The 26,347-nt window shown below is 69.8% G+C and carries 12 protein-coding genes and 3 pseudogenes; 10 read left to right on the top strand and 5 right to left on the bottom strand.

All coding sequences use genetic code 11. The features are described 5' to 3' along the window. Positions 1-63: 63 nt before the first annotated feature. Complete coding sequence (locus GA0115234_RS22900; protein ID WP_093544673.1) at positions 64-330, bottom strand: hypothetical protein; 267 nt, start codon at positions 328-330, stop codon at positions 64-66. Between the two features lie 300 nt (positions 331-630). Between GA0115234_RS22900 and GA0115234_RS22895 the strand changes: the two genes are divergently transcribed. The 8 genes and pseudogenes from GA0115234_RS22895 (at position 631) to GA0115234_RS22865 (ending at position 6,313) form a co-directional block, all read left to right on the top strand. Further along, the gene (locus GA0115234_RS22895; protein ID WP_093544671.1) at positions 631-1,137 is read left to right on the top strand and encodes a DUF6624 domain-containing protein; all 507 of its coding nucleotides are present in this window, start codon (positions 631-633) and stop codon (positions 1,135-1,137) included. Positions 1,138-1,236: 99 nt separating this feature from the next. Further along, positions 1,237-1,800, top strand: a complete 564-nt coding sequence (locus GA0115234_RS22890) for a GNAT family N-acetyltransferase (protein WP_237541611.1) — start codon at positions 1,237-1,239, stop codon at positions 1,798-1,800. 38 nt (positions 1,801-1,838) lie between these two features. Then, positions 1,839-2,015: pseudogene (locus GA0115234_RS43550) on the top strand (transcriptional regulator); the annotation flags it as partial. Positions 2,016-2,071: 56 nt separating this feature from the next. Further along, a complete protein-coding gene (locus tag GA0115234_RS22880) occupies positions 2,072-2,464 on the top strand; it encodes a VOC family protein (RefSeq protein WP_093544668.1) in 393 nt (130 codons plus the stop codon). A gap of 396 nt (positions 2,465-2,860) precedes the next feature. Beyond that, complete coding sequence (locus GA0115234_RS22875; RefSeq protein WP_093544665.1) at positions 2,861-4,441, top strand: alpha/beta hydrolase; 1,581 nt, start codon at positions 2,861-2,863, stop codon at positions 4,439-4,441. Between the two features lie 363 nt (positions 4,442-4,804). Further along, positions 4,805-4,927: pseudogene (locus tag GA0115234_RS41430) on the top strand (FAD-dependent oxidoreductase); the annotation flags it as partial. After that, positions 4,911-5,314: pseudogene (locus GA0115234_RS22870) on the top strand (sigma factor); the annotation flags it as partial. The pseudogenes GA0115234_RS41430 and GA0115234_RS22870, both read left to right, overlap by 17 nt. 234 nt (positions 5,315-5,548) lie before the next feature. Beyond that, positions 5,549-6,313, top strand: coding sequence for an SDR family NAD(P)-dependent oxidoreductase (locus GA0115234_RS22865; RefSeq protein WP_093544663.1), 765 nt, complete (start codon positions 5,549-5,551; stop codon positions 6,311-6,313). Positions 6,314-6,392: 79 nt separating this feature from the next. On the opposite strand, the gene GA0115234_RS22860 is transcribed toward GA0115234_RS22865, so the two are convergent. After that, positions 6,393-7,175 (bottom strand): isoprenyl transferase, encoded by a 783-nt coding sequence (locus GA0115234_RS22860; RefSeq protein WP_093544659.1) that lies wholly within the window; start codon positions 7,173-7,175, stop codon positions 6,393-6,395. A 309-nt stretch (positions 7,176-7,484) separates the two neighbouring features. On the opposite strand from GA0115234_RS22860, the gene GA0115234_RS22855 reads away from it, so the two are divergent. After that, positions 7,485-7,892 carry a YciI family protein gene (locus GA0115234_RS22855; protein WP_093544656.1) on the top strand — a complete coding sequence of 136 codons (408 nt, stop codon included), beginning with the start codon at positions 7,485-7,487 and terminating at the stop codon, positions 7,890-7,892. 18 nt (positions 7,893-7,910) lie between these two features. Beyond that, positions 7,911-9,056 (top strand): RNA polymerase sigma factor, encoded by a 1,146-nt coding sequence (locus tag GA0115234_RS22850; protein ID WP_093544653.1) that lies wholly within the window; start codon positions 7,911-7,913, stop codon positions 9,054-9,056. Between the two features lie 158 nt (positions 9,057-9,214). Here the strand turns inward: GA0115234_RS22850 and GA0115234_RS22845 are convergent, their stop codons facing one another. The 3 genes from GA0115234_RS22845 to GA0115234_RS22835 form a co-directional block, all read right to left on the bottom strand. Next, entirely contained in the window at positions 9,215-9,775 is a 561-nt protein-coding gene (locus GA0115234_RS22845) for a DoxX family protein (RefSeq protein ID WP_093544650.1), read from the bottom strand. 425 nt (positions 9,776-10,200) lie between these two features. Continuing rightward, positions 10,201-11,778, bottom strand: coding sequence for a hypothetical protein (locus GA0115234_RS22840; protein ID WP_093544647.1), 1,578 nt, complete (start codon positions 11,776-11,778; stop codon positions 10,201-10,203). 49 nt (positions 11,779-11,827) lie between these two features. Continuing rightward, positions 11,828-26,344 (bottom strand): WXG100-like domain-containing protein, encoded by a 14,517-nt coding sequence (locus tag GA0115234_RS22835; protein ID WP_141718453.1) that lies wholly within the window; start codon positions 26,342-26,344, stop codon positions 11,828-11,830. Between the last annotated feature and the right edge of the window lie 3 nt (positions 26,345-26,347).

Genomic DNA, 26,347 nt, shown 5'->3' with positions numbered 1-26,347 from the left:
CGCCACGGAACACATGCGGTGGCGGGCCGTAGGTGGCCGGTCGGTGTTCTCCGTGCCTGCGGCTCAGCCGATCGTGAGCCACCTGGTCCAGGCGCCCGTGGTGTCGTTCGGCCCGGTGGCACCGTTCCGCGTGACGACGCGGAAACCCACCTGGCCGTCCTCCCGCATGTCGTAGTTGCAGTACCCGCCCGAACCCGCCCCGCCGACCTGGTGACACTCGTCGTCCCCGGCCCAGATCTTGTCCCCGTAGGACTCGAAACAACCCCGACCGGTGAGGACCGTGCCGACGTAGGGAGTCGAACAGGCGTCCTGGCCGGCCAGCGGAGTCACCACCGTACTGGCGGAAGCCACATCGACCGGGCCCGCATCGGCGGCGCCGCAACGAACCCAGCGGTCGGCCCATGCCGTCAAGAGTTCCGGGCGGTGGCCGGGCCATGCGACCGGCGTGCCTGCGTCTTTCACGGCACCGTTGCCCTCACAGGGGTCCGCCTCGGGATCCGGGTGTAGATCCATTATCGCTGTACTCGGAAGCCCTTGTCACCCTTCTTCAGAATGGTCTTTACACCCGATTTACGCCGTTAGGGTTGCGAGCGACGAGCACAACACATCAACCAACCCACGGAGTTGAGAGTGGCGCACTACATTGCCGCACTGGCGGCGGAACTCACGGAGATGGCTGCGGCCGATCACCGCTCCTCGATCCGCGCGAACAGTGATGACCCGGCCGAGCAGCTGGCGTGGCGTCGGCTGACCGCACAGCACGGCGACCGGCTCGCCGCAATCATGGATGAGTACGGCTGGCCGACGGCGGAAGCCGTCGGTGAGGAGGCCGCGCGCGCGGCGTGGCTGGTCGCCCAGCATGCCGACCGGCAGCTCGACGTCCAGCGTCGCGCTCTTGAGCTGATGGGTCAGGCGGTGTCGGCAGGCTCGGCCAGCCCACGCGAGCTGGCCTTTCTGCGCGACCGCACGCTGGTCAATGAAGGCCGCGAGCAGATCTACGGCACCCAGATCGCCGGGGTGAAGGACGGGGCACCGGTTCCATGGCCCTGCGAACAGCCCGAGCAGATGGACGAGCGCCGTGCGGATGTCGGCATCGAGCCCTTCGACGAGTACGTGGCGAAGTTCGCCCTTGCCTGACGCGCCGTTCCCGGTCGCGTCCTACAGGTCATTGCCTCCGTGCTCACCGACCGACCTCGTCCGCGCCTTCCGCCCTGCGCGACGCCCCGTAGGAATCCGATGGCACGACGCAGTTTCGGCGTCAAGAATCGGCAGATGCATGAAGTGATGCTGTCCGACGAGATCGTCACCCTGTCCCCGCTGCGCCTGGACGATGTGGAGGCACATCTCACTGGGGAGGATGAGCTGCTCATTCGCTGGCTCAATGGCGGTCCCGGCACGCGTGAGGGCGTCGAAGCGTACTTCCGGCACTGCTGGGAACAGTGGGACTCTGCCGGACCGCTCCGCGCGTTCGGTATCCGGGTGGGCACCGACGAAACGCTCGCGGGGACGATCGACTTGCGGTTCGCGGGAGAGGGTTTGGCTCCCGGCCAGGTGAATGTCGCCTACGGCCTCTATCCGTTCTGGCGGGGGCGTGGCCTGGCCACCCGCGCGGTGCTCCTGGCGTCCCAGTACGCGGCCGGTGAGGGCGGGGAAGAGGCGGTGATCCAGGTGGAGCCGGAGAATTCCGCATCCGCCGCGGTCGCGCGGCGGGCGGGATTCACTCGCGGCGAGCAGCCGCACAGCAAGGACGGCAGACGGTTCGACCGGTACACCCGGGATCTGCGTGTCGCTCCCCAGTGACGACCAGCAATTGCGGGGACAGCCCTTAGCCTGTGGTCATGGTCGACGAACTCTTCAAGTCCTCGGTCGACCCCAATCTGCCGCACCATACTCGACGAGTTCATGGAGATGTCCGGACAGACACTGTTCGAGATCTGCGTGCGCATGACCATGAAGCATCGGCTCGGCATCTCGCGCCGGCGGTCTCCCAACACCTCACCGTGTTGACCACTGCGACAGATCGTCGAACGACGGCTCGTGCCCACACACCCGCACCGCAGGAGAGCGCACCATGAAGATCCACCTGACCAGCATCTTCGTCGACGACCAGGCCAAGGCCCTGCACTTCTACACCGAGATCCTCGGCTTCGTGAAGAAGCACGACGTCCCCGTGGGCGAGAAGGACAGGTGGCTGACCGTCGTCTCACCCGACGAGCCCGGCGGTACCGAGCTTCTCCTGGAGCCCGCCGGCCACCCGGCCGTCCAGCCCTACCGCGACATGCTCGTCAAGGACGGCATCCCGCTCGCCCAGTTCGCCGTCGACGATGTGAAGGCGGAGTACGAGCGCCTGCGGGACCTCGGCGTCCGCTTCACCCAGGAGCCCCTGGAGATGGGCCCCGTCACCACCGCCGTCTTCGACGACACCTGCGGCAACCTGGTCCAGATCGCGACACAGCCGAAGTAGGCGGTCGGCCGCGTGCATGTGCCGACCGCGGCGGCGACCACGCCGCCCTGCCCTGTGGGCCGCGTAGGACGCCTGACGTACGCGCGCCGTACTGCCGAGAGACGATGACGCGGTGTCAGGTGTGGTGAAAGGCTGGCCGCATGACGAGAAGGACCGGGGCAGCGGGCGACTGAGGATGTGCTCCGCGTTTCCCGACCGCCGTCTCCCCCGTCGGCCCGGTCCGCCCCATCGGCGGAACGGTCCGGACACGCCGGAATCCGGTGTGCGGCGCCGCCGCCGGATTCGCGGGGTGGATTCGGCCCGGCTCGGGCCGGTGGTTCGGGCCGGTCGGCCGCGTTCTGCTCGCTCTCGTCATCACCCTCTGTGCCGCTAGCCTCACGCACCCAAGGAGACCACGTGACCATCATCAGCGCAGCTGTGCGCCGCGCCTCGGCCGTGGGCCTCGCCCTCACCGCCTGCCTCACCGCACTGCCCGGCACCACGGCGACAGCCGCGGGCCGTGACGGCGGAGCGGTGACGGCCGGGGCGGGTCTCGGCCGCTTCTACCATCAGCGCCTCGACTGGCGCAGTTGTGTCCTGGGCCCGGACGATGCGACGGGCCAGGAGCTGGACAAGGCCGGCGCACGCTGTGCCGATGTGACCGTCCCGCTCGACTACGCCGCCCCCCGCGGACGTACCCTCGAGGTCGCGATATCCCGGCTCGCCGCCGCCGACACCCGTCATCGGATCGGCTCGCTGCTGTTCAACCCCGGCGGGCCGGGCGGTCCCGGCCTCGGCTACTCCCCGCTCGTTCGCCAGATGATGAAGGAGGCCGGTGCGCGCTACGACGTGATCGGCTTCGACCCGCGCTTCGTCGGCCGCAGCGCCCAGCTGGACTGTGACTGGCCCGTCGGTTCCTCCTTGTTCTCGGCCGGTCCAGGCCGGTCGAGCTTCGAGCGTCAGGTCACCCTGCAGAAGGGGCTGGCCGACAAGTGCCGGGCCACGAACGCATCCGTGCTGCCATACGTCACCACCAGGAACACGGCCCGCGACATGGATGTCGTCCGGGGTGCGCTCGGTGAGCGCAAGGTTTCCTACCTGGGCTGGTCCTACGGCACCTACCTGGGCACGGTCTACACCCAGATGTTCCCCGGACGCTACGACCGGGTGGTCCTCGACGGGGCGCTGGATCCGCGCCGCTACAACCCCCGGCTGATGCGCGGCGTGGAGCGCGAGAACGATCAGGCGCTCGCCGACTGGGCCGCCTGGGCGGCGCACCGCAACAGCGTCTACGGTCTGGGCCGCACACGCGGACAGGTGCTCGCCACGATCAACCACCTCGTCGCAGCCTCCGCGCGCCATCCGCTGACCGTCGGCACCGGCGCGGACACGTTCCGGCTCGACGACACACAGGTACCCTTCGTGGTCTTCTCGGGGACTGCGGACGACACCGGCGAGGCGCGAGCGGCGTTCGGGGAGCAGCTGTCCGTGCTCGCCGAGGCCGCGGCGGGCCAACCCACCCGGCTGTCGCCGCAGTTCGCCGCGATGCTGCGAGGGACGCTCACCGGTGAGGGGTCACGCAACGGCAGTGTGCAGACCGCGATCCTCTGCGGCGATGTCGCCGTGCCGCGCAACCAGGAGAGCTACTGGCGGGACATCGAACGCAACCGGGCCGAGCACGCCCTGTTCGGTCCCCTCACCAACAACATAGGGCCGTGCGCATTCTGGGACCGGCCCCGCGAGAAGCCCACCCAGGTCCGTCACGACACCCCTGCCCTGATCGTGGCCGCCACCGGCGACCCGCGCACCCCGTACACGGGCAGTGTGGCACTGCACAACCTGCTGCCGAGCTCGAAACTGCTCACCCTCAGGGGCGCCAACCGGCACGCGATCTACGGCCAGTACGGCAACGCCTGCGTGGACCATCAGGTCAACCGGTACTTGGCCACCGGAAAGCTACCCGCACGGGACCGGACCTGCGTCAAGCCGAGTCGCTGACCAGCTGAACCCAACCGAGCAGGCCGGAGTCGCCCCTATGGTGCGATCTGCCTCACATGCTGTCACAGGGGATCGATCGGGCGGTGTCTTGAGGCCGAACCTTTGAAACCGGAGGAGTCTCAATGACGTAGTCAGGCCGCCTGCGCGACCGGTGGGACGGAGTGAAGACCCCGTTGTCGCGCAGGAGAACCCACAGCACTCCGGCTCGTCGACGGGCCAGGGCGGTGACCGCCCGGACGTGCTTGCAAGCCTCGCCGCGCTTCTTGAGATGGAAGTCCCGGTGCGGCCGAGTTCGCCTGTCCGATCGCCACCCTGGAGGAGGCGGGGAGGCTGCGGCCGGTGCTCGACGCCTCGACCCCGACGGTCGGCGACTCGGCCGCGCCCTCGGACCTGCCGCTTCGGATGAACCGCCAGGCCGCGATGCCGCTGGGTGCACGGGCCACCGACACAGTGCTCAGCCAGATCGCGGGTGAGCGGCCCTCGCCACGCCACTGATCCGGGGACCGGGACCGGCGGCCGCGCCACCGAGCCGGCGACCGAGAGTTTTGTCGCCCACCGCAACAGATCTTCACGGTGGCCTACGAGATGCCCGGATCGGCGGCCGACGCCGAGGACGTACTCCAGGAGACCTGGCTGCGGTGGGCCCAGGTCGACTTGGCGCAGGCGCTCGACCACCGCGCCTTCTTGGTCCGGATCACGACCCGGCAGGCGCTCGACCGGCTGCGCGCCATGAAGCGCCGCAAGGAGTGGTACGTCTGCCCCTGGTTGCCCGAACTGGTGGTCACCTCGCCGGATGCGGCCCAGGCTGCGGAGCTCGCCGAGAGCGTGCCGATGGCGATGATGCTCGCACGTCGAAGCCCGTCGCCCCCGCAAGGTGGTCTCCCCGAGCGAGACCCGGGCGGCTCTGGAGGGTGCGATGCACCGATCCGTGCGTACGAGGTGATCCTCGTAGCCGAAGCCGGCAACCGAACCGTCCTGGTTCAGGGCGATGCCTTCCGACCCGTACGCGGGTTCTCCGGCGACCGCATGAACAACATGCTTGGGTGAGACTGGCCTCGATCGGCCGGAGGGTGGGGGATCTCCGCAGAACGCGACCAAGGAGTGGGCATGGGAAATCTCAGTGGCAAAGTCGCGCTGGTCACCGGTAGCAGCCGGGGTATCGGCCGAGGTATCGCCCAACGCCTGGCCCGGGACGGCGCACTGGTAGCTGTGCACTACGGCAGCAACGAGGCGGCGGCCGGGGCGACCGCCGCGACCATCGCCGAGTCCGGTGGCCTGGCCTTCCTCGTGGGCGCCGAACTGGGCGTTCCCGGCGACGTGGACACGCTCATGGCCGGGTTGGAGGCCGGACTGCGCGCGCACGGGGAATCGATGATCGACATCCTGGTTCACAACGCGGGGCTCAACATCATGGGGCGGCCGATCGAGGTTCTCACCCCTGAGGAGTTCGACCAGATGATCGCGGTCAACATCAAGGCGCCGTTCTTCCTCACCCAGCGGCTGCTGCCACGACTGCGCGACGGTGGCCGGATCATCAACATCTCATCCGTCTCCACCCGCATCGCCTCCGCCCACGGCATCGGCTATCCGCTCACCAAGGGCGCCCTCGAGGTGTTCAGCCACACCCTGGCCAGACACCTCGGTCCCCGCGGGATCACCGTCAATTCCGTCTCGGTCGGCTTCACCCGCACCGATATGACCGCCGACGTGCTGGCCGACCCGGCGAACGTGGAACGCAACATCAGCCTGACCGCCCTCGGCCGGATCGGCGAGGTCACTGACATCGCCGACGCGGTCGCCTTCCTCGCCTCCGACGACGCGCGCTGGATCACCGGCACCAAGATCGACGTCACGGGCGGTGTCAACCTGTAGCAGCCTTGTCGCGAAGGCCGCATCCTGGTCCGGGCACATGCCCGGTCACCCCGGGTGACCGGGCCGGCGCTGATCACGGTCATTTACCGAATCGCCGTTCACGATTCGCGTACGAGCGCAGTGCGCGCAGGAAGTCCACATGGCGGAAGGCCGGCCAGTAGCAGTCCACCCAGTGCATCTCGGCGTACGCGGACTGCCAGAGCAGGAAGCCGGACAGCCGCTGTTCGCCGGAGGTCCGGATGATGAAGTCGGTGTGGTCGGCTGTCGGCGAGTACAGATGCCGGGAGATGTCCTCGATCTCGAACCGCTCGACCAGTTCGGCAGGGTCGCCCCCTGCGGCCATGTGTTCCGAGAAGGCACTCTTCACCGCATCGACGATCTCCCGTCGGCCTCCGTAGCCGACCGCGACGTCCACCTTGAGCCCGCCGCGCCCCGCCGTCGCGGCAGTGGCCTCCTTGAGCACCCGGGCACTGGAACCGGGCAGCATGTCGAGCGAGCCGATCACCTGGACCTCCCAGGGACGGCCCACGGCCGTGATGTCCCGGACCGTCTCTTCGATGATCTCGATCAGCGGGCCGAGCTGCTCGGCGGGGCGCCCGAGGTTGTCGTCGGAGAGCATGAAGAGGGTCACGCGCTCGATTCCGTCGGCAGAGCACCAGCCGAGGAACTCGGTCGTCTTGGCGCCTCCCGCCCGGTACCCCTCCCGGACATCCGCATGACCGGCCTGCCGAGCCCAGCGCCGATTGCCGTCGAGCATGATCCCGACGTGCTGCGGGCGTGGCAGCCCCGCCAGGGTGGCGGCCAGTCGGCGCTCGTACACCGCTTCGATCGGCCGTCGGAGAAACAGCGGGAGCAGCCTCATGAACCCTCTCCATCGCGCTATGGACACTCGCCGCGGACCCTACCAGGGCTCTTGGGTGAGCTCGGCAAGCTCCTTGAACAGCCTTGCCGTACACGCTAGTTGGAGATAGGCGCACGCTACGGCGGGGCGTCGTGCGCCGGCGCGGCTCACCGTATGGAAAGCCCGCCCCGCCCGACGACTGGACGTGAAGGGGGTCACACGGAAAGTCATCAAGAAAAATCCGGCGGCGATGTCGAGAACGCTCGGCCGGCTCCGTCCCTGCTATGAAAGCGACCACAATGGGTCGCACCAGCACCGAGGAGAACCACCATGGCCAAGTACCTGCTGCTCAAGCACTACCGTGGCGCCCCGGCTTCGGTCAATGACGTACCCATGGACCGATGGACGCCGGAGGAGATCTCGGCCCATGTGCAGTACATGGAGGACTTCGCGTCCCGGCTCGAAGAGACCGGCGAGTACGTCGACAGCCAGGCGCTCGCCCCCGGAGGTACGTTCGTCCGGTACGACGGCGAGGGACGCCCGCCGGTCACCGACGGCCCGTTCGCCGAGACCAAGGACCTCATCGCCGGCTGGATGGTGATCGACGTCGACAGCTACGAGCGCGCGGTCGAGCTGGCCGGCGAGCTGTCGGCCGCCCCCGGGGCCGGTGGGAAGCCGATTCACGAGTGGCTGGAGCTGCGTCCGTTCCTGGGCACGGCGGCCACGATCACGGAGTGACCTCCGATGCCCTCTGAGGTGGACGAGATCCTGCTCCGGAGGCTCACGCCGGGGGTGCTCGGCATCCTTGTCCGCCGCGGAGCCGACTTCGCGGCGGCCGAGGACGCCGTACAGGACGCGCTGGTCGAGGCGGTCCGTGTCTGGCCGGCCGGCCCTCCGCGCGACCCGAAGGGCTGGCTCGTCACCGTGGCCTGGCGCCGGTACCTGGACGCGACCCGGGCCGACGCCGCCCGACGCCGTCGTGAGGGTCTCGTCGGCGAGGAACCGGCGCCGGGGCCCGCGTCCGCGGTGGACGACACGCTCCAGCTCTACTTCCTGTGCGCCCACCCGTCGCTGACGCCGTCGTCCGCGGTCGCGCTCACACTGCGCGCCGTCGGAGGGCTCACCACCCGCCAGATCGCACGGGCCTACCTGGTGCCCGAGTCGACGATGGCGCAGCGCATCAGCCGGGCCAAGCGCACCGTCTCCGGGGTGCGGTTCGCCCGGTCCGGCGATGTCGGCACTGTGCTGCGCGTTCTGTACCTGGTGTTCAACGAGGGCTACTCCGGCGATGTCGACCTCGCCGCCGAAGCCATCCGGCTCACCCGGCAGCTCGCGGCCTCGATCGACCACCCCGAGGTGGCGGGGCTGCTCGCCCTCATGCTGCTCCACCACGCCCGGCACGCCTCCCGGACCGCGTCCGACGGCAGTCTGGTGCCGCTCGCCGAGCAGGACCGGGGCCGATGGGACACCGAGTCGATCGCCGAGGGTGTCGAGATCCTGCAGAAGGCCCTCGCCCGCGACCGGCTGGGCGAGTTCCAGGCCCAGGCCGCCATCGCGGCGCTCCACGCCGACGCGCCCACCGCCGGGGAGACCGACTGGGTCCAGATCGTCGAGTGGTACGACGAGCTCGCGCGCCTCACCGACAGTCCGGTCGTCCGGCTCAACCGTGCGGTGGCCGTCGGTGAGGCCGATGGGGCGCGCGCCGGTCTGGCGGCGCTCGTGGGGCTGGACGACTCACTGCCTCGTTACGCCGCAGTATCGGCGTATCTCCACGAGCGGGAGGGTGACCTGACGGCGGCAGCACGGTTGTACGCCGAAGCGGCCCAGAAGGCACCGAGCCTCGCCGAGCGTGATCACCTGACGCGCGAGGCCGCCCGGCTCCATGCCCGCGGGTGTCATTGACGGGTCACGACCGGGGCGCCGGACTGTACGCGGTCGAAACCCGTGACGGCCTGCGTCCACTCGTCAAGAGGGCGCTGGGCCCGGTACGTGGCCGGGCGGCCGGACTCTCCCCCGTCTCCCCTGAGGTCGTCGGCAGCCTCCGTGCCGGCTGCCCACGTTCACAGGGCCAGCGCGATGGCGGCGCTGATGCCACCGACGCACAGGGCGAAGGCGGCTTCCGTCCAGCCGCCCTTCCCCCAGCGGAACGGTCTGTCGAGGGCGAACCGGCCGGGACCGATGGCGGCGATGGCCAGCGCCACGACCGCGATGCACACGTTGAACTCGACGCCGCCCTGTGTCTCCCACAGTCCGTGCGCCGCCGTGACGGTCACCATCGCATTGATCATCACGCCGATCAGGGCTGCCGATGCCAGTGGGGTGAACAGCCCCAGTGCCAGGCCGATGCCTCCGAGGAATTCGGACCCGCCACCGATCACGGCATAGAGCACTCCGGGGCGGAAGCCCAGGCTTGCGAGGTACCTGCCCGTTGCGGCAAGGCCGTCGCCACCGAATATGCCGAAGAGCTTCTGGCACCCGTGCCCGGCCAGGAGGAGGCCGAAGGTGATTCTCAGAAGGAGCAGACCGCAGTCGCCTGCGGAGACCGCGGGCGCTCCCGCTACGCGGGCACCCGGCTCCGGCTGGGGCGGGGCACGCAACTTCTCGTTGATGGTGAACTTCATGGGAGGCTCCCACTCTGCGCTGTCTGCTCCGGCGCTCCGGTGTCCCGGCACTGTGTGCCCGGGGTAGCGCGGCGCCGCCGGGAGGGTTCCGGGCCACGGAGAAGCAACTGGGCCGTCGACCTCTCGGTCGGGCCGCCGGTCGTTTACGCAAGGAATTGCGTGACGTCGGCTTGTCTTCCCATCGTTCCCCCGCTCCCGGCAGGTATCGACCCCGGGGCGGCGGAGTACGCGCGCTATCTGCGGGCACCCAGGGGCGTGGCCGCCTCTGGTACGGGGCCTCGGGTGTCGGATCTCTCGTCGGTCCAGGGCCAGGTCCAGGGCCCGGAGGCTTCGGCCTGCTGTCCTCCTGAGACAAACAGCAGGCCGAAGCCCATCCGCGCTGATCGGCCGAGGCCCGGTGATGTCCCGGCCCGAGGTGCCGGGCGTCAGCTGCAGCTCACGTAGACCGCGTCCGCCGCGTGGTGCGCGTCCGTCGAGCCGTGGGAGTTCCAGTCCTTGCCGCGGTCGTGCAGCACGACCGCCACCCGCCCCCCGTTGATCTTCACGTTCGGGGCCGCCACCCACTGTCCCTGGTGGTTGACCTGGTCGATCGTGAAGCTTGCGAGCCGCGACCCGGAGGAACTGCTCCCGGCGTGGACGGTGTAGTACGACGGGGAGCCGCCGACGTGCCGGATGTCGCTGGAGGCGGGGATGTGCACGCTGATGCGGCAGGTGCCCGAGGTGACGGAGCCGGTGCTGAAGGACCACGTCGCGTAGTTGCCCGCGTCGCTGCCGTCCCCGGACATCGGGACGGAACGGAAACGGCCGTTGCAGCCGTTGGACGAGTAGCCGCCGGTCGCGGTCGTCCACTGGTCGTCGTCGTTGGCGACCTTCGACGCGCCGTGCTCGCTGTAGGAGACGCCGGAGCCCGAGCAGTGCGGGCCCGCGTAGGCGGAGAACTGCTGGACGGCGGCGGATTTGACGCTGGTGTCCGCCGCGGCTCCCCCGCCGGCGGCCTTGGGGCCGGATCCCGACTTGGCGGGTGCCCTGTGACTCCCGGCGGGTGACGGTTTGTCGGCCGCCTTGTCCTTCCCTGCGGAGTCGGCGACGGCGTTGTTCTCCGGCGCCGGGGGCACCTTCGCGGTGGAGCCGCCCTTCGTGGCGGGTGCCTTGCCGCCAGGAGCCTTGCCACCGGCAGCCTTGCCTCCGTCCTGCTCGGCGCTGGGCACGTACCCGGACGGGGAGGTGCTCGGACCGTCGTATCCGGCGGCGGCGTTGTGGCCCTTGTTGTCCTTCGGATCGTCGCCCGAGTTGGCGCTGATGATGAAGGGAGCGGCGAGGAGGACCACTCCGCCGATCGCAGCGGCGGCGACCATGGGACGGGATATCCGGTTCGGGTTCCCCGATGCCCCGGCGGCCTCGGCGTCCGGGGCCCCGTCGCCCGAGCCGCCGGACGCGGCGGTGGCTGCGGGCCGGCCGGCCCGCAGCCAGGAGAACCGGGCGGTGGTGGCCACGGCCGGAGCGACGGTTGTGCCGACGGCAGCAGCGGCGGCGGCCATAGGCGCGGGGTCGGGCGTGGGCGTTTCCTCGGACACAGGCGCCTCGGACGCCTCCGTCTTCGCCTCGGCCTCGGCCTCCGGTGGCCTGGGCGCGCTGCTCCCCCGTAGCGCGGAGGCGACGCCCGCCGCCGTCTCGGGCTCGGCTGCGGCCTTGCCCTCCGAGGCGGCCGCGGGCTCGGACTCGGGACCGGCCCCCTCCCCCGTCACCGCCGTAACTGCGGTCTCCGCCTCCGCCTCCGCTTCTGCCCCAGCCCCAGCCCCTGCCCCTGCCTCGGGATCAGGCTTCGGCTTCTTTCCGGGCTTCTTCTCCGGCGCGGCATGCGACTCGTCCGGGTCCGCTCCGATCACGCCGTTGCTGACGGACGCCGTGGCGCGCGCCTGGCTCATCGCCGGCGCCCCGACCTCCTCCGGCCCGGTCCCGCCGACGCCGTCGGGGGTACCGCTCTGCGTCTCCGTGACTGCCACTGGTGCCACTCCTCTTCTTCGTCATCCGTAGTGCTGATGGTTGTGCCGGTCATTCGTCCAGCCCGAGCGCTTCCATGAGGCGCTCGATCTCCTCGACGAGGGTCTCGTCCTCGTTCTCCGGTGCGCGCCGCTGCGCCACCGTGTCCAGGAAGGCTCCCCTTGCCCCGGGACGGATGAGTCTGATCGCCCGTTCGATCTCCTGGCGTTCCGACCACAGGTCGTAGTCGGCCTCCGAGTCTTCGAGCAGCTCGCCCAGGAAGTTCTCGTGGCGGTCCTCCTCCGACTCCGTCGGATGGTCGCGGACGTAGGTGCGCCAGTACCCCCCGATCCGCTGGAGTGCCGCCTCCGCCGCTGCCAACTGCCCCGCCATGGTGTTGATCTGTTCGAGATCCGCCACGGACGGGACCACCGCGGGCCCGTCCTCGTCGTTGCGGCGCTCACGGAGCCAGTTGGTGAGGTCGAAGGCCGCGTTCACCTCGGCCTCACCGATCGCGGCGAACACCTCCAGCGGTGTGGCATCGAGGCCGATCCCGGCCGCGGCGTAGGTCGCGAAGACGGCCGAGGTCGCCGTCCGGGTGTTGCCGTCGGTGAAGTACTGGCTCGCCTTGATGTCCGAGGCGATACGGGCGGCCCGCTCATCGACGTCGGTGGTGGCGGCGGCTCTGACCACCGCTGTGCGGAAGGAGTCCAGCCGGGCATTGCGGGCGGCCGGGCTGTTGCCCTGGAACAGGTCGGCGTCGGCCAGTCCGGTCCGGTCCTCCCCGTCGACGGGCCGCAGCTGCTTGGCCAGTTCCAGCAAGGCGCCGGGCAGCGAGTCGTTCTGTCCGGGAAGCGGTGTGGACGCGGCCTGGCCGCTCGTGGTGGACGAGAAATGGTGTGCCCGGTCCTGTTCCTGCCCGATCGGGGCCGTGGACGAGGATCCGAGGGGCGCGGGCACGGGTGTCGTCCCCGCTTCGTGCGCGGCCCACTTCGCCACCGCGGCCGGGCCCGCTCGCCGGTCGCCGGTGAGCAGCGCGTCCAGTTCCCCGTGGGTCGCGCGGTGGTCCTCCACGTACCGCCAGAACCGCTCGATGTGCTCGGCCGTCACCGAAAGGTTCTGGAACCACGCCAGTTCACGGGGTTCGAGGCCGAGTTCCCTGAGGCGGTCGTGGACCGAGCCCGCGAGGACGGCCGGGTCTCCGCCCTGGAGGAGCAGGGCGGAGACGGTTTCTCCGCTGTCCATGCGGAGGTTCGGGATGGTGCCGAGCAGCGTGGGGTCGATCACGAGGTGGTCGGCGAGTTCGAGCACCGCGAGGGGGGCGGGTGCCATCTGGGAAACGGGGTCGGTGAACAGTGAGGACGTGTGGAACGCGTCCAGGTACCGCTGTTCCAGATGGGTCGTCAGCGAGAGGGCACCGGATTCCCTGCCCGGACCGTCGAGATAGACCCGGGCGTGGTCGGCCCGTATGCCGATGCGTTGGGCCAGGAGCGCGAGCGGTCGGGGATCCGAGCCGTCGTGGAGTGTGACGGTCGGGTCGCTCTGGCCGAGCCGCCACAGCGCCACGGCGTGCGTGATGTCCGCCAGTGTGAGCTGGTTCAGCGGCAGCCCCTGGGAGGCGGACTCCTCGGGAACCCCCGACCACCGGGCGAAGGCGGCCGACGCTCCGTCCGCCTGCGGCACGACGCCGAACTGCCGGGCCATCTCGCCGAAGTTGCCGCGCCACTGATGCCCGACCAGTTGCTCGGCCAGTTGCTCGGGAGTGAGCCCGGACGACCAGAGCGGCCGGGTGTGCTCGCCGAACACCGTCGGATCATGGATCAGTGCCGCTTCCATCACCAGCTCGAGTCGGCGCGGGTGGACGCCGAGGGTGAGGGCCTGGAGTGCGATGTCCTCGGAGATGCCCTTCGGTGTCCTGTGCTCCCAGGACGCGGCCAGGTCACCGCCGGGTCCCTCGACGAGCAGTTCTGCCACCGTGTGTCCGGTGCTCCGCAGATGTGCGGCGAGGTCCCACCAGTGCTCGACGCCGATGTTCAGCTCGCTGGTCCGCGCGGTGAGCAGTCCCGGGTCGACGCCGCCCAGCCGGGCGGCGAGCTGCCGCAGTTCGGCCGCGACGGCGCGCGGATCACCGAGTCCGCGCAGGAGCGCCGCCGCGCTGGTCACCTGGTGGTGGGGCAGGCCGAGTTCCTCTCCGAGGGCGAACAGATGCGCGGGGTGGACACCGAGCCCGGTCGCTGCCACCGCCATGTGGCCCTCCGGCCGCCACAGCGGCGGCTGCGCACCGGGGCCGTCGTCGGTGTGGATCTCGTAGTCGGCGATCTTCCACGTCCCGTCGTCGCTCTGCTCGTGGTGGATCTCCAGGCGGACGTCCGGTTCGGGGAACGCCTCCAGGACCAGTCGGCGGGAGTCCGACCGTCCGGGGACGAGGCGGCCGTGGGAGGAGTGCTGCAGCGCGGCCAGCCGCACCCGGTCGGCCGTCCAGCGCCCCCGCAGGTTCTCGGGGATCGTCAGCCGGTTTCCGGCGTTCTCGTGGAAGAGGTGGTCGGTGGCGCCGACCAGGTCCTGCTCGCTGCGCTCGCGGTCGGCGTGGGGCGCGAGTTCCTGCGCGGTGTGCAGCTGTACGAGGGCGTCGACACCGGATTCATATGTCAGTGCGCCGGGTCCGTGGAGTTCGAGTGCCGCGGAGGTCATGGCACGCCAGGCGGGTGTGTCGTTCGTACCCTCGGGCGGCTGCCACGTCCCCGGGTCGAGTATCCGCGGGGCGGAGAGGCGCAGTGCGCCGATTCCGGGGGTGAGCAGCGTGGGCAGGTCGTCCGCGCCGCCGCCGGACGCCGCCTGGTCGATCAGCGCGGCGTCGGGCCCGTTGTCCGGGCCGTCGTACTCGACCGCGAAGCGCAGGTACGTCTGGCCGAGGCCCTCGGAGTCGCCGACGAACAGCGTGGTGTTCTGCACTGTTTCGAGCAGGGGTGCCGGGCTCCGGTGGTTCGGCAGGTGCAGCACGCGGACGAGTACGGTGGTCTGTTCGCCGCCGCGGAAGAGCATCCGGTGCATCCGGTAGTGGGCGCCGTCGGCGGTGTGGAAATCGATGTCGCGTGCCTCGGCCAGCAGCTCGTGGGCTCCCGGTGCTCCGTGTCCGGGCTGGTGCCAGGACGGCCGCACCCACTGGTGCTCGCCGTCGAGTACCTGGCCGTGCATCGGGACGCCCTGGATCACGGCGTGCCACAGGTGTCCGCCCGAGGGCAGCAGCGTGAAGGCCCCGGAATCGAGGGCGTTCTGGTGACCGGAGCGGATGACGTCGTCCATGGCCCAGTTGCCCCAGTGGTCGGGGAAGAGGGTGTTGAGGTTCGTGACACCGTCGGAGACGGCGACGGCCGGACCCGGGGAGGTCAGGACGGCGCACATGCGCTGGTTCAGCCAGGACTGCAGTTCGAGGGCGTAGGCGCCGGCGCGCATGGTGTGGTTGGCGGCTGTTGTCCCGCCGAACGGTCGGTACTTCACGGCTGACGGGTTCGTGGCGTTCTCGTCGTTCTGCCCACCGATGCGCAGGTGCCCGCCGATGCCGCGGGACCGGTCGCCGAGTGTGAGGAAGTCCCACAGCCGGTGCGTGGCCAGTGGGGCTCCGCCCTTGGTGAAGGGCGTCGGGTGCGGCTCGTCGACCGGGTCGGCGAACAGGGCCGGAGCGAGGTCGTCCTGCCGGGACGACGGCTCGAAGTCGGTGATGGTGCCGTCGGCCAGGGCGTGGCCACGGATCCGCACCCCGTGGTGAACCCCCTCGAACTCACCGTCCGGACCGATGCGTTGGCGCCGCATCTGCTCGCGGTGTACGTGTTCGACCGCGGCGGCCGCCTCCTCCAGCGACCAGTGCTCGGGGAACATCATGACGGGCCGGTTCTCCCGGCCGCCCCCGGACGCGAGGTAGGTGCCGTTGGGGTTGATGTCGCCGTGCGGCGTGGGGCGGAGGCGTCCGCTGGTGCCGATGGGGGCCAGGCGGCCGGCCGCTCCGGTGGCCGGGTTGCCGCGCAGCACGCGTTCGGCGACGTCGAGCGGAAGGAGGGACGGCATGTCGTTGCGCGGGCCGGGGTTGAGCCCGGCCGTCTTCCACGCGGTCTCGATCGCCGAGCCGATCAGGCTCAGGTCGCGGGGCATCAGCCGCTGGTTGTGCAGTCGGCCGATGTTCATGCTCAGCGGGCTGATGGCGGGCTGCCCGTAGTGGTCACCGATGACCGGGCCGCCCATGAGGGCCCGGTCGATGTAGACGGGGCGCAGGGTGTTCGAGTGCTCGCGGTAGTAGTCCCACGGTCCGAGCAGATGGGTCAGCTCATGGGCGAAGACCGCGGGGCTGTCGCCGGGCAGCTTCCACTGGCGCGCTTCCATGCGGCCACCGGGTTCGAGGCTGACATCGACGAGGTGCACGCCGTTGCTGGGGCTCTTGAAGTAGCCGTCCGGGTAGCGCTCGACGGGGACGTCGGCATCGGTGAACTCCACCGTGACATGCAGCAGATCGCCGTTGGGGAGCCGGTAGCGGGGGGCGTTGAGGTAGGTGTCGACGGAACTCCGGGCGACCCGCCGGGCGGCTTCGGCGACGTGTTCCTCGCCGGGCCGGTGAATCAGCTTGATGGGGAGGGTGATCTCGGCACGGACGGAGCCGTCGGGGAGCAGCACGCGGCGCGCCCGGAAGGCACGGCTCGCGATCGGTCCGAGGTGGAAGAGGCGGCCGTACTGGTCCCAGGTCGGGGGCGTGATGTCGACGGTGCCGAGGACGAGGTTCTCGTCATGGGCGTCGGCGGTGTCGTTGGCGCGCCAGGTCTCGACGTGGGCGGCGGCCGCCGCGGCAGGCAGGTTCCGCCATGCGCGGACCGCCGAGTGCGGTGTGCTGCCGAGCGTCTGCTGGTTGACGAGATAGTGGGCGAAGGCGTCCAGCTGTTCGGTGCCGATGGGGTCGACGGTCCGGTCCGTGGCCCCCTGCGCGGCCAGCGACGGAAGGTCGGCCGTGCTGAAGCCGTGGTGCGCCAGGTCGACGCGGAAGGAGGCCACGGCCGCGTCGATCGCGTCGGGGGCTGCGGCGTGCCGGGCGAGGTGGTGTCCGAGGAGCCCGCCGAAGGGGCGCAGGACGGCGGCGTCGACTCCCAGGCCCCGGGTCAGGGCGCGGACGTCGCCGAGACCTGCGCCGTGCCCCAGGGCGGTCGCGAGATCGACGGCCTGCGGGAGGCTGTCGGCGGCGAGGAGTTCGGTGACGGCGTCGTGGAACTCGGCGGGGGCGGTCCCGCCCGCCGAGTCGGCGGTACGGGCGAGCCGGGCGAGCGCGCGGACATCGATGCCCGCGGGGAGTATGCCGAGTTGGCGGTGGGATTCGAGGTACCAGCGGGCGACCGCCTCGCGCAGCTGCTCGTCGGTGGTGTGGCCGAGGTGTCCGGGGCCGGTGTGCCAGGTCCGGAAGTCGGTGAGGTGCACGCCGGTGGCCGGTCCGGGGACGGTCCCGTGCTCGTTTCCGACGGCAAGGCCGAGGTCGTGCACGGCGGCTGCGAATCGCGCGGCGTCCTGTCGGTCCCGGAGCCGGGCGACGGCCTCGGGGTGGGTGTCGAACCAGTCGGCGAGGGACGTCTGCGGCAGGTTGTCGCCGATCTCGTCCACGAGCCCTTCGGCGTCGTGCAGGCCGTGTCGGCGCAGGAGCCGTTCCACGTGATCCGGTGACGTCCCGTAGCGGGCCGCGGCATCGCGGACCGCGCCCGAGGGTTCGTGGACGGGTTCGGCGAGCCAGTCCACGACGGCCGCGCGGATGCGGTCGGGGTCGCCGCCGCCGGCCAGTTCGGCGAGGGTGGAGCCGTGGCGGCCGAGATGGCCGTCCAGGGCGTCCCAGTGGCTGCGGTCGACGTGCAGATCCGCCAGGTGCTGATCGAACGCGACGAGCCCCATCACGGGCACGTTGAACTGCTTGCCCAGCTCGGCGAGCGGCTCGTCGACCTGGAAGGTCGCGTTGAGCACCTCGAAGATGTCCTGGGAGACGGTGCGGTCACCGGTCGGGTTGCCGGGTCCTTCTTCGTCCATCACCGCGGAAGTCTGGGACATGGACGGGGACGGTGGGGTGTCCGTCGGGACGGGGCCCGGCGTCTCTGTCACGGTCTCCGGATCCGGTGTCTCCACCACCGTCTCCACCGAAGTCGGCTCGGGCGTCTGTGTCACGGGCTCCGGCTGTGTCGGTGTCTCCGGCTCCGTCGCCGGCACCGTTCTGCGGTCGACGTACCGGTACGTCCCGTCCTTCAGGTGCAGCAGGACTCCCTGCTTCCAGGCTCCCGGCTCCGCCTTGCCGCCCTCAGGCAGGAAGGTGTGCAGCTTCCCGTTGTGCGCCACCGTCACCGGCACCCCCCACAACGCCGCCGCCAGCGCCGGATAGAGGTCGGCCGTGCCGTGGTCGGTCAGGGTCTCGCGCCCGCCGTCCCGGCCGGCGGAGATCGAGGCGAGTGCGAGTCGCTGCTGCTCCGTCAGCGCCTCCTTCATCGGCGGAATGGCGCCGCGGTCGTGGAATTCCTTCCCTGCCTCGGACTCCGGGTTGTCGACGAGGTCGGCCAGTCCCGCCTCGCGGACGTCGTCCGCGGTGAACGCGTCCGTCAGGTCGGGCGGCACCAACGTGGCCAGCTCCGTGAAGTACGGCGGAGGCGTAGACGTGCTGGGCGTCTCGGAGATGTGGGACGTCGCAGCCACGTGCGGGCGCAGCCGGTCGGCCAGCTCGCGGTGGAGTGCCGGGCCGTTCGCCTGCGGCCCGGCGTGGTGGTCGTTCTGCTTGAGCCCCTCCGCCAGGGCGTTGAAGAAGCCGTGGCCGACGTTCTCGACGTCCATCAGTGGATGGGTCGTGCCGTCGATCGTGATCGCGGTCGGGTTGTCGTCGTCGCCCACGGTCTCCGTGAACTCGTCCTCCGGCTTCGCCTTGCCGTGGTCGTGGCGGACCTCCTCGTTGAACGTGGGGGCCGTGGTCGGTGCGTTCGGGTCGCCGCGGAACATCGGGTCGGTGGATAGACGGATCCGGGCGTACTCCTCGCCTGCGGCGTTCACCTTCTTCGCCAGGTCCTCCAACTTCTGTTGGCGCTCCCGGAACTCCTTCGCGCTGTCGTCCCAGGCCTTCTTGGCCTTGGTCACGTCTTCGTCGGCGTTGCCCTCCTCATGGGATTCGGAGGTCGCGTCCGGTGCGTTCGGGTCGTACAGCGGGTCGGCCTGCCGGCGGATCCGGACGTACTCGTCCTGGGCGGCGTCGGCCCTCGTCCCCAGCGCCTTCACCTGTCGGCGCTGCTCCCAGTACTCCTTGTAGTTGTCCTCCCATGCCTTCTCGGCCTTGGTCACCGCCTTGGCCGCCTCGGCCTGCTCGGTGCTGAGCAGTTCCAGCTCCAGTTCCCGCACCCGCTCGTCGCTCAGCCAGACGAGGACCGTGGCCTCGGTCTTCCCGGACTGCAGGGCGGTCCGGGACGTGAACAGGCGGCCCACGGTGCTGTCCTTGATGTGGCGCTGCGAACCTGCCGCCAGGTGGAAGGTGGCGGGGACGGCGTACAGGTGGCCGTGTCCGGCGGGTGGCTTGAGATTGAGCCGGGTCTGTTCGGCCTGCCCGATCCGATGGGTATCACCGGCGACGGTGCCGATGCCGGCGACGGGGACACCGGGTGCGGCGGTCAGCTTGCCCGCGCCGGCCACGACTCCGGAGACGCCGGGTCCTCCGACCGAGCTGATGCCGGTCCCGTCGGACATCTCGGTTCCGGCTCCGGTCCCGGTCAGGTCGTCGAACTTCACCTGGCTGCTGACGGCGATGCGCCGGGCCTTCGAGAAGTCGAGGTGTGTGGCCAGGACGAGTGTGGTGTCGACCCCGCCGATCACGCTGTTGTCGGTGAGGGTGACGGCGTGCCGGCCGGACTGGGCGTGGCCCGAGGAGAGGGCGGAGGTGAGGGCGATGTCGTTGAGGGCGGTTTCGAGGGCGTCGGCCCCGGCGCCGCCGGACTTCACCAGGTCGCTCTCGCGCGTGGCGTGGTTCACCGCCTCCGCGATCCGGCCGTCCTCGTACGTGTGCTGCAAGGTGCGGCTGCGATCGTTGCGGTGGGCCCGGGACACGAGCAGCTTGCCGAGGTCCTGCACCTGGTCCGCGCCGATGACCTCGTGGATGTGCAGGCCACCGTCGCCCTTGCGGGCCGCCGCCTTGTTCAGGTTCGCGGTCTCCGTCAGCAGGTCGGCGGGGCTCTGGCCGCTCTTCGGGGCTTCGATCGTCATCGCGGCCTTCGGCCGCAGGCTCGTGGGTGTCGTCTGCGGTACGTCGCCGTCCCCCTCCGGCTCCAGCATCAGGTACGACTCCGACGTGGTGACGGTGGCGTTCCAGGTCGCCGGTTCGATGGCGTTGCTGCCGTCGGAGTAGGTGACGGTGACCGTGGTCTTCCACTCGGTCTCCACCACCGCCTTCGGTCCGGGGAGGGTGGTGACCTGGGTGACCACTCCCGAGACGGAATCGGCCGCGGTGACGGAGTCGTTGAAGCCGCCTCCGGCGGAGGCGGTGAGACCGCCGGAGCCGCCCGGACCGCGCACCGTCTCGCCGCCGTTGACGCCGTGCGCGTGGGAGTTCGACGAGGCGAAGGACGTCTCCTGGGAGATGCCGCGGCTCGCCCCCAGCTCGTGGTCGCCGAAGAGGGTGTCGACGACCTTGGGCGTGCCGACGCGCTCGTGGCGGACGGTGATCGCCACGTCCTTGCCCAGGATGTTCAGCTTCCGGACGTGTGCGAGCGCGGAGGTGCGGCCTCGGGACGTGAGGGTTCCCCCGGTCTGGATGGCGGACCGGGCCGAGCGGGCGGACACCATGGCGTTGATGGTGTGCCGGGTCTGTTCGGCGATACCCGCCTTCTCCAGGGACTCCCCGAGCTTCTTCAGCCCGGCGGCGTCCTGCGGGGCGTTGTGGGCGAAGGCGCCGCGGCTCGCCACGTCGAGGTCTCCCCGGCTGTGCCACTTCACATCGGGCAGGGCGCCCTCCGGTACCGGGCCCAGGCCGTCGTCGATCAGCCCGGCCTTCATCGCGTCCCGTTCCCGGAGCAGCCCGACCCAGCCGCCCGGCTTGCGGATCACCTGTGTCGAGTCGGAACGGGAGCTCCCGAAGGGGCGGCCGAAGAAGCCCAGCGGCTTGTGCCGGGCGCCGATCCGGAAGTCGGTGTCGGCGACGGCCAGGACCCAGCGGTCGTTGCCCAGCACCTGGTTGAGGTCGCGCGTCGATGTGGTGGAGGACGCGTTGCTCCGGGACCAGAACTTCTGCAGCCAGGTGTGGGACGTTCCGCCCTGACCGGTGAAATGTGCGCCGCCGACCGCCTCCAGCCCGGCGAACATGCCGGTGGTGCCGAGGGTGCCGCCCCACGAGCGGCCGCGCGTGTAGCCGAACGCCTGCTCCAGTGCGGTGTTCATCTCGGGCGACGCCGTGAACGGCGTGCCCACCGCCTTCAGGTTGTGGCGGGTCCCGGTGAGCGAGAGGGACTCGTCCCCGCCGAACAGGGTTCCCTTGTCATGCAGATTTCCGATTATATGGCCGCCCGGCGAGAACACCTGGTCGGAGAGTGCGGTGAGGGAGTGCTGCCCGAAGATCCGCCGGATCCGCTCGGACATCAGGGCCCCGGCGTCGGTCAGCCGCCACGCGCCCCCGGAGGTCTTCCCGGCGAGGTCGAGCGCCGAGTCGAGCAGTGTCCGGTCGGGGCGGGTCGAAAGGGTGACGGCTGCCAGCCCCTTGGAGGTGATCGCGTCCTGCTCCGGGCTCTCGCCGTCCGGAAGTGCGCTGGATTCCAGGCTTCCGGTGAACCTGCCCCGGTCGGCGTCCGACATCCCGCTCGCCTTCGACAGGCCGTCGGGCACGCCGAAGGTGAACGCGAGCGGATGCGAGGTGAGCTGTACGGACGTCTTCCCGTCCACGGTCTCGCCGATCCCGCCCAGCCCCGCGTGCTCGTACAGCCATTTCACCGCGCGGACGTGCGAGTCCCTGCCGTACCGGGCCAGGGCGCGCATCCCGCCCAGGGTGAGCGCCTGCATGAGGGGCTGCGGGAACGCCGAGCGCTGGATCTCGAAGGTCAGCCGGCCCGCGAAGTCGTAGTAGTCGGTGCCCGGTGTGGGTGCGAACAGGTCCTCGCGGGTGGCGGTCCCCCCGGACTTGACCTGTCGGGTGGTTCGCAGCATGCCGCGCACACCGACACCACCGGTGCCGGTGTTGATCGGTGTGCCGAGCTCGTCCTTCGCGTTCTGCCGGGCGGCGAAGGTAGCCTCCAGACCCACGCCGAAGGTGTGCGTGATCTGCTGGCCGGTGTCGAACCGCTCCCCGCCGCCGGTCGCCTCGGTCGAGGTGCGGCGCGCGCTGCCCACGTATGAAGGATCGTGGAGGTCGGCCCGTACGGTCAGGGTGTAGCCACGGTCCCTGGTGAACGTCGAGCCGAGGAGGTTGACCCGGATGCCCTCCGCGGTGGCCGCCTGGTGCATGCCTTCCCGCAGTCCCTGCTTGGAGAGCGCGGCCATCAGGGTGCGGGTGTTGTTCACGGCGTTGACGAAGGCCCTGCCGCGACGGAAGAGTCTTTTGAACCAGCTGCGGTGCTGTTCGGCGGCGGCCACCTGGGCCCGGGTCGCGAGGGGCAGGCCGGGATCGGCCTTCTTCAGGTCGTCGAGGAGTGAGTCGACGAGCTTCTGCTCAGGGGTGCGGACGTCGTTGGCCGCCGCTTCCGGGATACGGGAGTGCGTGTCGATGTGGATCTCGCCCGGCCGCCCGGGGCCGAGCATGGTCACCTTCCCGTCGTCACCGTTCCAGTAGGCGGGCTTCTCGGGGGCGTTGACTCCGACACGCAGTCCGTCCTGGTTGTCCCAGCCGGCCAGCCGCTGGGCCTCGCCGACCGGCATCCGGACCAGGCTGCCGACGGTGAACGTCTGATGCGTGCCGTCCGGCATCCGGACCGTGACCAATGATTCGCGCAGCACGAGCACCGTCCGGACGTCCTTCGGGGAACGCTCGCCGTGCTTGGCGCCGGCGGCGCCGCCGAGGTTGGCCGTGTTGCGGGAGGAATGACCGTAGCCGAATGTCAGGCCCGCCTGGATGCGCGGCGCGGCGAATGCCTCCGAGAAGCCGGTGGGGTCCGCCTGGCCGCCCACGAACAGGGAGACGTCGAGGTTGTGGTCGCGGTGGACACTGCTCTCGTTCTTCTGGGTGAACTGTCCGGTGTCACGCAGCTCGAAGTCGGTTCCGGTGTCGATCACCCAGTGGCGCTTGGGCACCGGTCGGCCGATGGTGACGGTCCCGGACACCGACCCGTCTGTCTTGTGCAGACGCAGCGGCGGCACGGGGTCGCGGCCGTCGATCTGGGTGAAGTGCTCGGCCGAGAAGTGGTCGACGACGGCCTGGTAGTTGCTGCTGCCGATCGGGGAGTCGGTGTGCTGGAGCACCCAGTCCGTCATCGCGTCGAGGTTGAAGTACGACTCGGTGTGCTCGATGCTTGCCCGTTCGCCGGACACCGCGGTGAACTTCAGCGGCACCCGGTCCTTGCGCGGGTCTGGCCGGGCGCTGGTGGTGTGCGCCTCGGGGATCCGGACGACCATGCCGTTCGGCACGGTGTGCGTGATGACGTGTGCGCCGGTGTCGGTGCCCGGCGGATCAGCGGACTCGGTGACGGGGATGTCGTGGAGGGTCAGCTCGTACCTGACCTGGGTGCCCAGCTTGACGGACGGGCCGTGGCTGCGGGTCTCGCGCTGGGACAGCAGCTGGGTGTTGAGGTTGGAATCCCGGCTGGTGGTCATTCCGGGTGTGACGGTGATCCGGCCCACCACGTTCGCCCCGATCGCGACGGAGACCGGGGCCTGGACGGTGCTCGAATCGGAGTAGGACGGGCCTTCGGTCTGCTGGGACCGTTGGACGGTGTCGAACTTGACGGGGTCGGTGGGGGCGTTCTCGTCCTCCGGAATGACCTTCCACTCGTTCTGGTCGGGAATCGCCTTGACGCGCAGTTCGCGCTTCCGGCCGTCGGCGGTGGTGACGGTGAAACGGCGGCCGTCGCCGAGGAAGGTGTGCGGCTGGTCCGCGAGGGCGAGTGCCAGTGCGTCCGGGGCGTTCAGGGTGACGCCGGCCTTGTTCGCCAGTTCTCCGGCGAGCTGTGCGGGGTCCTTGCTGCTGTGGTCCAGTTGGACGGCGAGGTGCCCGCCCACCGCGCCGTGGAAGGGGACCTGTTCGTCCGCGTCCAGGTATGTGGAGACGTCGTTGAGGAAGCCGGGGATGTGGATGGGCTTCGTCGTGCCGTCGGAGTTGGTGAGGGCGAGAGCGGGGGGTGTGGTCGGCGTGGGGTCGGTGGGAGAGCTGAGGTCGCTACTGGCGTTGTGGTTGTCGTCGTTACTGACGTTGTGGTCGTCGTCGCGAGTGACAGCCTGGTTGTCGTCGTGGTTGTGGTCGTCGTCGCGAGTGACAGCCTGGTTGTCGTCGTGGTTGTGGTCGTCGTTGTGGAGGACCTGGTCGTCGTCGGTGACCTGGATCGATTCGCTACTGAGATCGGTCTGCCCGACGGAGTCGGGGATCACCTCCGGCACGGACTCCGACGTGGACGTCGGCATCGGAGTCGGTGTCAGCGGGGCTGCCGTCTCGACCGTCTCGACGACGACGAGCCCGTCCACGGGTGTACCGAGGCTCTGAGAAGCCGTCGGTGTGGGCTTCGGGGCGCTGTAGTTGGGTGTCTCGTTACTGAAGGCGGAAGAGGAGACGTTCGATTGCGTGGGCCTTGGGACGAGAGGCGTCGGCACGGGCGCCTTCGACCCGTTCCCGGACACGGACACGGAAGGTGTGGGATTCGACACCGTCTGCGTCTGTGTCTGCGGCGTCGCCTGCTTGACCGTCTGCGCCGGTGTCTGGGCCGGGGACAGCGTCTGCGTGACCGCCAGAGTCACTTCCTGGGTCACCGTCTGCGTCTGCGTCACGACGGGCGAAGGTGCCGGAGGCACTGTCGCCTCCAGGGAGTTCGTGGACGTCGATGACACCGTGGACGTGGTGGACGCAGTCGACTCCTCTCCCGTGTTCGACTCCGGATCCGTGTTCGTCTCCGGATCCGGCCCGGTGTTGGTCTCCGTGGTCGCGCGGTCCGCCGCGCCCAGCCCGACGGGCACCGAAGCGTCGTTCGACGTGACCTTCGGTCCGTACTCGCCCGGAAGGGTGTCCAGGGTGTCGAGTTTCGAGTTGAGGCCCTTGAGGAAGTTGGCGATCGGCGAGTTGGAATGGGCAAGAAACGGATGCACGACCGTGTGCCGCATCGCGTGGCTGAACGCGTTCGGCGCGACGCCCGAGACGAACGTCTCCCAGCTCGTGGTGAACGTACCCTGCGTCATCAGGTTGTACGTACCCTCGGCCAGGTTCTGGGCCCCCGCCTCGATCACCGCCGATGTGCCGTACAGGCCCGCCGCGAAGCCGAACTTCTGCATCTTGCTCAGCGTCTCGGACATCGCCTTCGAGCTGACGGATTTCGCCACGTCCCCGGTGATGGTGTGCGACAACGTCTTGAGGGCCGCCTCGTCGACCTGACCACCGATGTTCTTCGCCAGGTCCTTGGCGATGTTCTCGGAGACCTGGTGCACAGCCGAGTCCGTCGACCAGTGCTTGTTGAGGGAGTTCGCCCAGGTCTTGCCGACGTTGCGCGCCGCGTCCCCCTCCAGCCCGTTGAACCCGTACTTGGCGAAGGCGTTCCCGACCTTGTCGACGAAGCTGTCCGAGACCAGCTTCCCGGTGCCCTTGTCGAGGTTCTTCACCAGCTCCCCGTCGACCCCGCCGAGGATGTTGCCGAGTGTGTGCGCCAGGCCCTTGTTCGCGCCCGTCTTGCCTGCCAGCGTGTCGAGGTGGTGGCCGATCTGCTCGCCCAGCCACTTCGCCCCGTCGCTGCCGACGATCTTGCCTAGCTTCTTCCCGAGCGCGCCGCCGATCGGGTTGAAGACACCGCCGAACACGCCCTGCAGTGCGCCGAATCCGAGCGCGCTCTTGGTCGCGTCCCAGTCCCAGTCCTTGCGGTTTCCCTGCCCCTTCTGGATCAGCTGAATGGCCACGTCCATCGCGGCGCCGATGGCGACACTGATGGCGGTGTGGATCAGGATGCTTCTGATCAGCGACTTGATGACAGCCTTGGCGATCATCCTGAGCGCCATCTCCGCGATCACGGTCATGGCATGGGCAACCGCGTTCAGGCCGGGGATCCAGCTCACCGCGGCCTCGAAGGCCATCTCGATCATCAGCTCGATGACCTGGGCGAGGATCATCCACTTCGCGTACTCCGCCTGGTTGGCGGTGTCCCGGGCGATCTTGGCGAGGTTCTGGGCCTGATCGGCACAGCCGTTCAGGATCGATGTGTTGCCGCCGCCCGACAGGTACTCGGCGTACTGGGCGAACTGGTCGGCCGCCTTGCCGGAGAAGTTCGCCTTGATGTAGCTCTCGGCGCCGACGAGATAGGTCTGCAGATCGTCGAAGTTGCCGACCAGTGCGTCGTAGTAGTCGGCGACCTCCCGCAGCAGGTCCTCGTTGATGGACGGCCACTTCTCGCCCGAGAAGACCAGAAGCAGCGTCTGCGCCTCGGGGGACGGGGTCAACACGGG

The organism is Streptomyces sp. DvalAA-43 (assembly GCF_900091725.1).
GTDB lineage: Bacteria > Actinomycetota > Actinomycetes > Streptomycetales > Streptomycetaceae > Streptomyces > Streptomyces pulveraceus.
This window is presented reverse-complemented; position numbering and strand designations above follow the sequence as displayed.

Excerpts from the sequence above, each read along its gene's own strand:
- GA0115234_RS22890 (WP_237541611.1), top strand. The coding sequence starts at position 1,237 with ATGGCACGACGCAGTTTCGGCGTCAAGAATCGGCAGATGCATGAAGTG.
- GA0115234_RS22880 (WP_093544668.1), top strand. The coding sequence starts at position 2,072 with ATGAAGATCCACCTGACCAGCATCTTCGTCGACGACCAGGCCAAGGCC.
- GA0115234_RS22865 (WP_093544663.1), top strand. The coding sequence starts at position 5,549 with ATGGGAAATCTCAGTGGCAAAGTCGCGCTGGTCACCGGTAGCAGCCGG.
- GA0115234_RS22860 (WP_093544659.1), bottom strand. The coding sequence starts at position 7,175 with ATGAGGCTGCTCCCGCTGTTTCTCCGACGGCCGATCGAAGCGGTGTAC.
- GA0115234_RS22855 (WP_093544656.1), top strand. The coding sequence starts at position 7,485 with ATGGCCAAGTACCTGCTGCTCAAGCACTACCGTGGCGCCCCGGCTTCG.
- GA0115234_RS22845 (WP_093544650.1), bottom strand. The coding sequence starts at position 9,775 with ATGAAGTTCACCATCAACGAGAAGTTGCGTGCCCCGCCCCAGCCGGAG.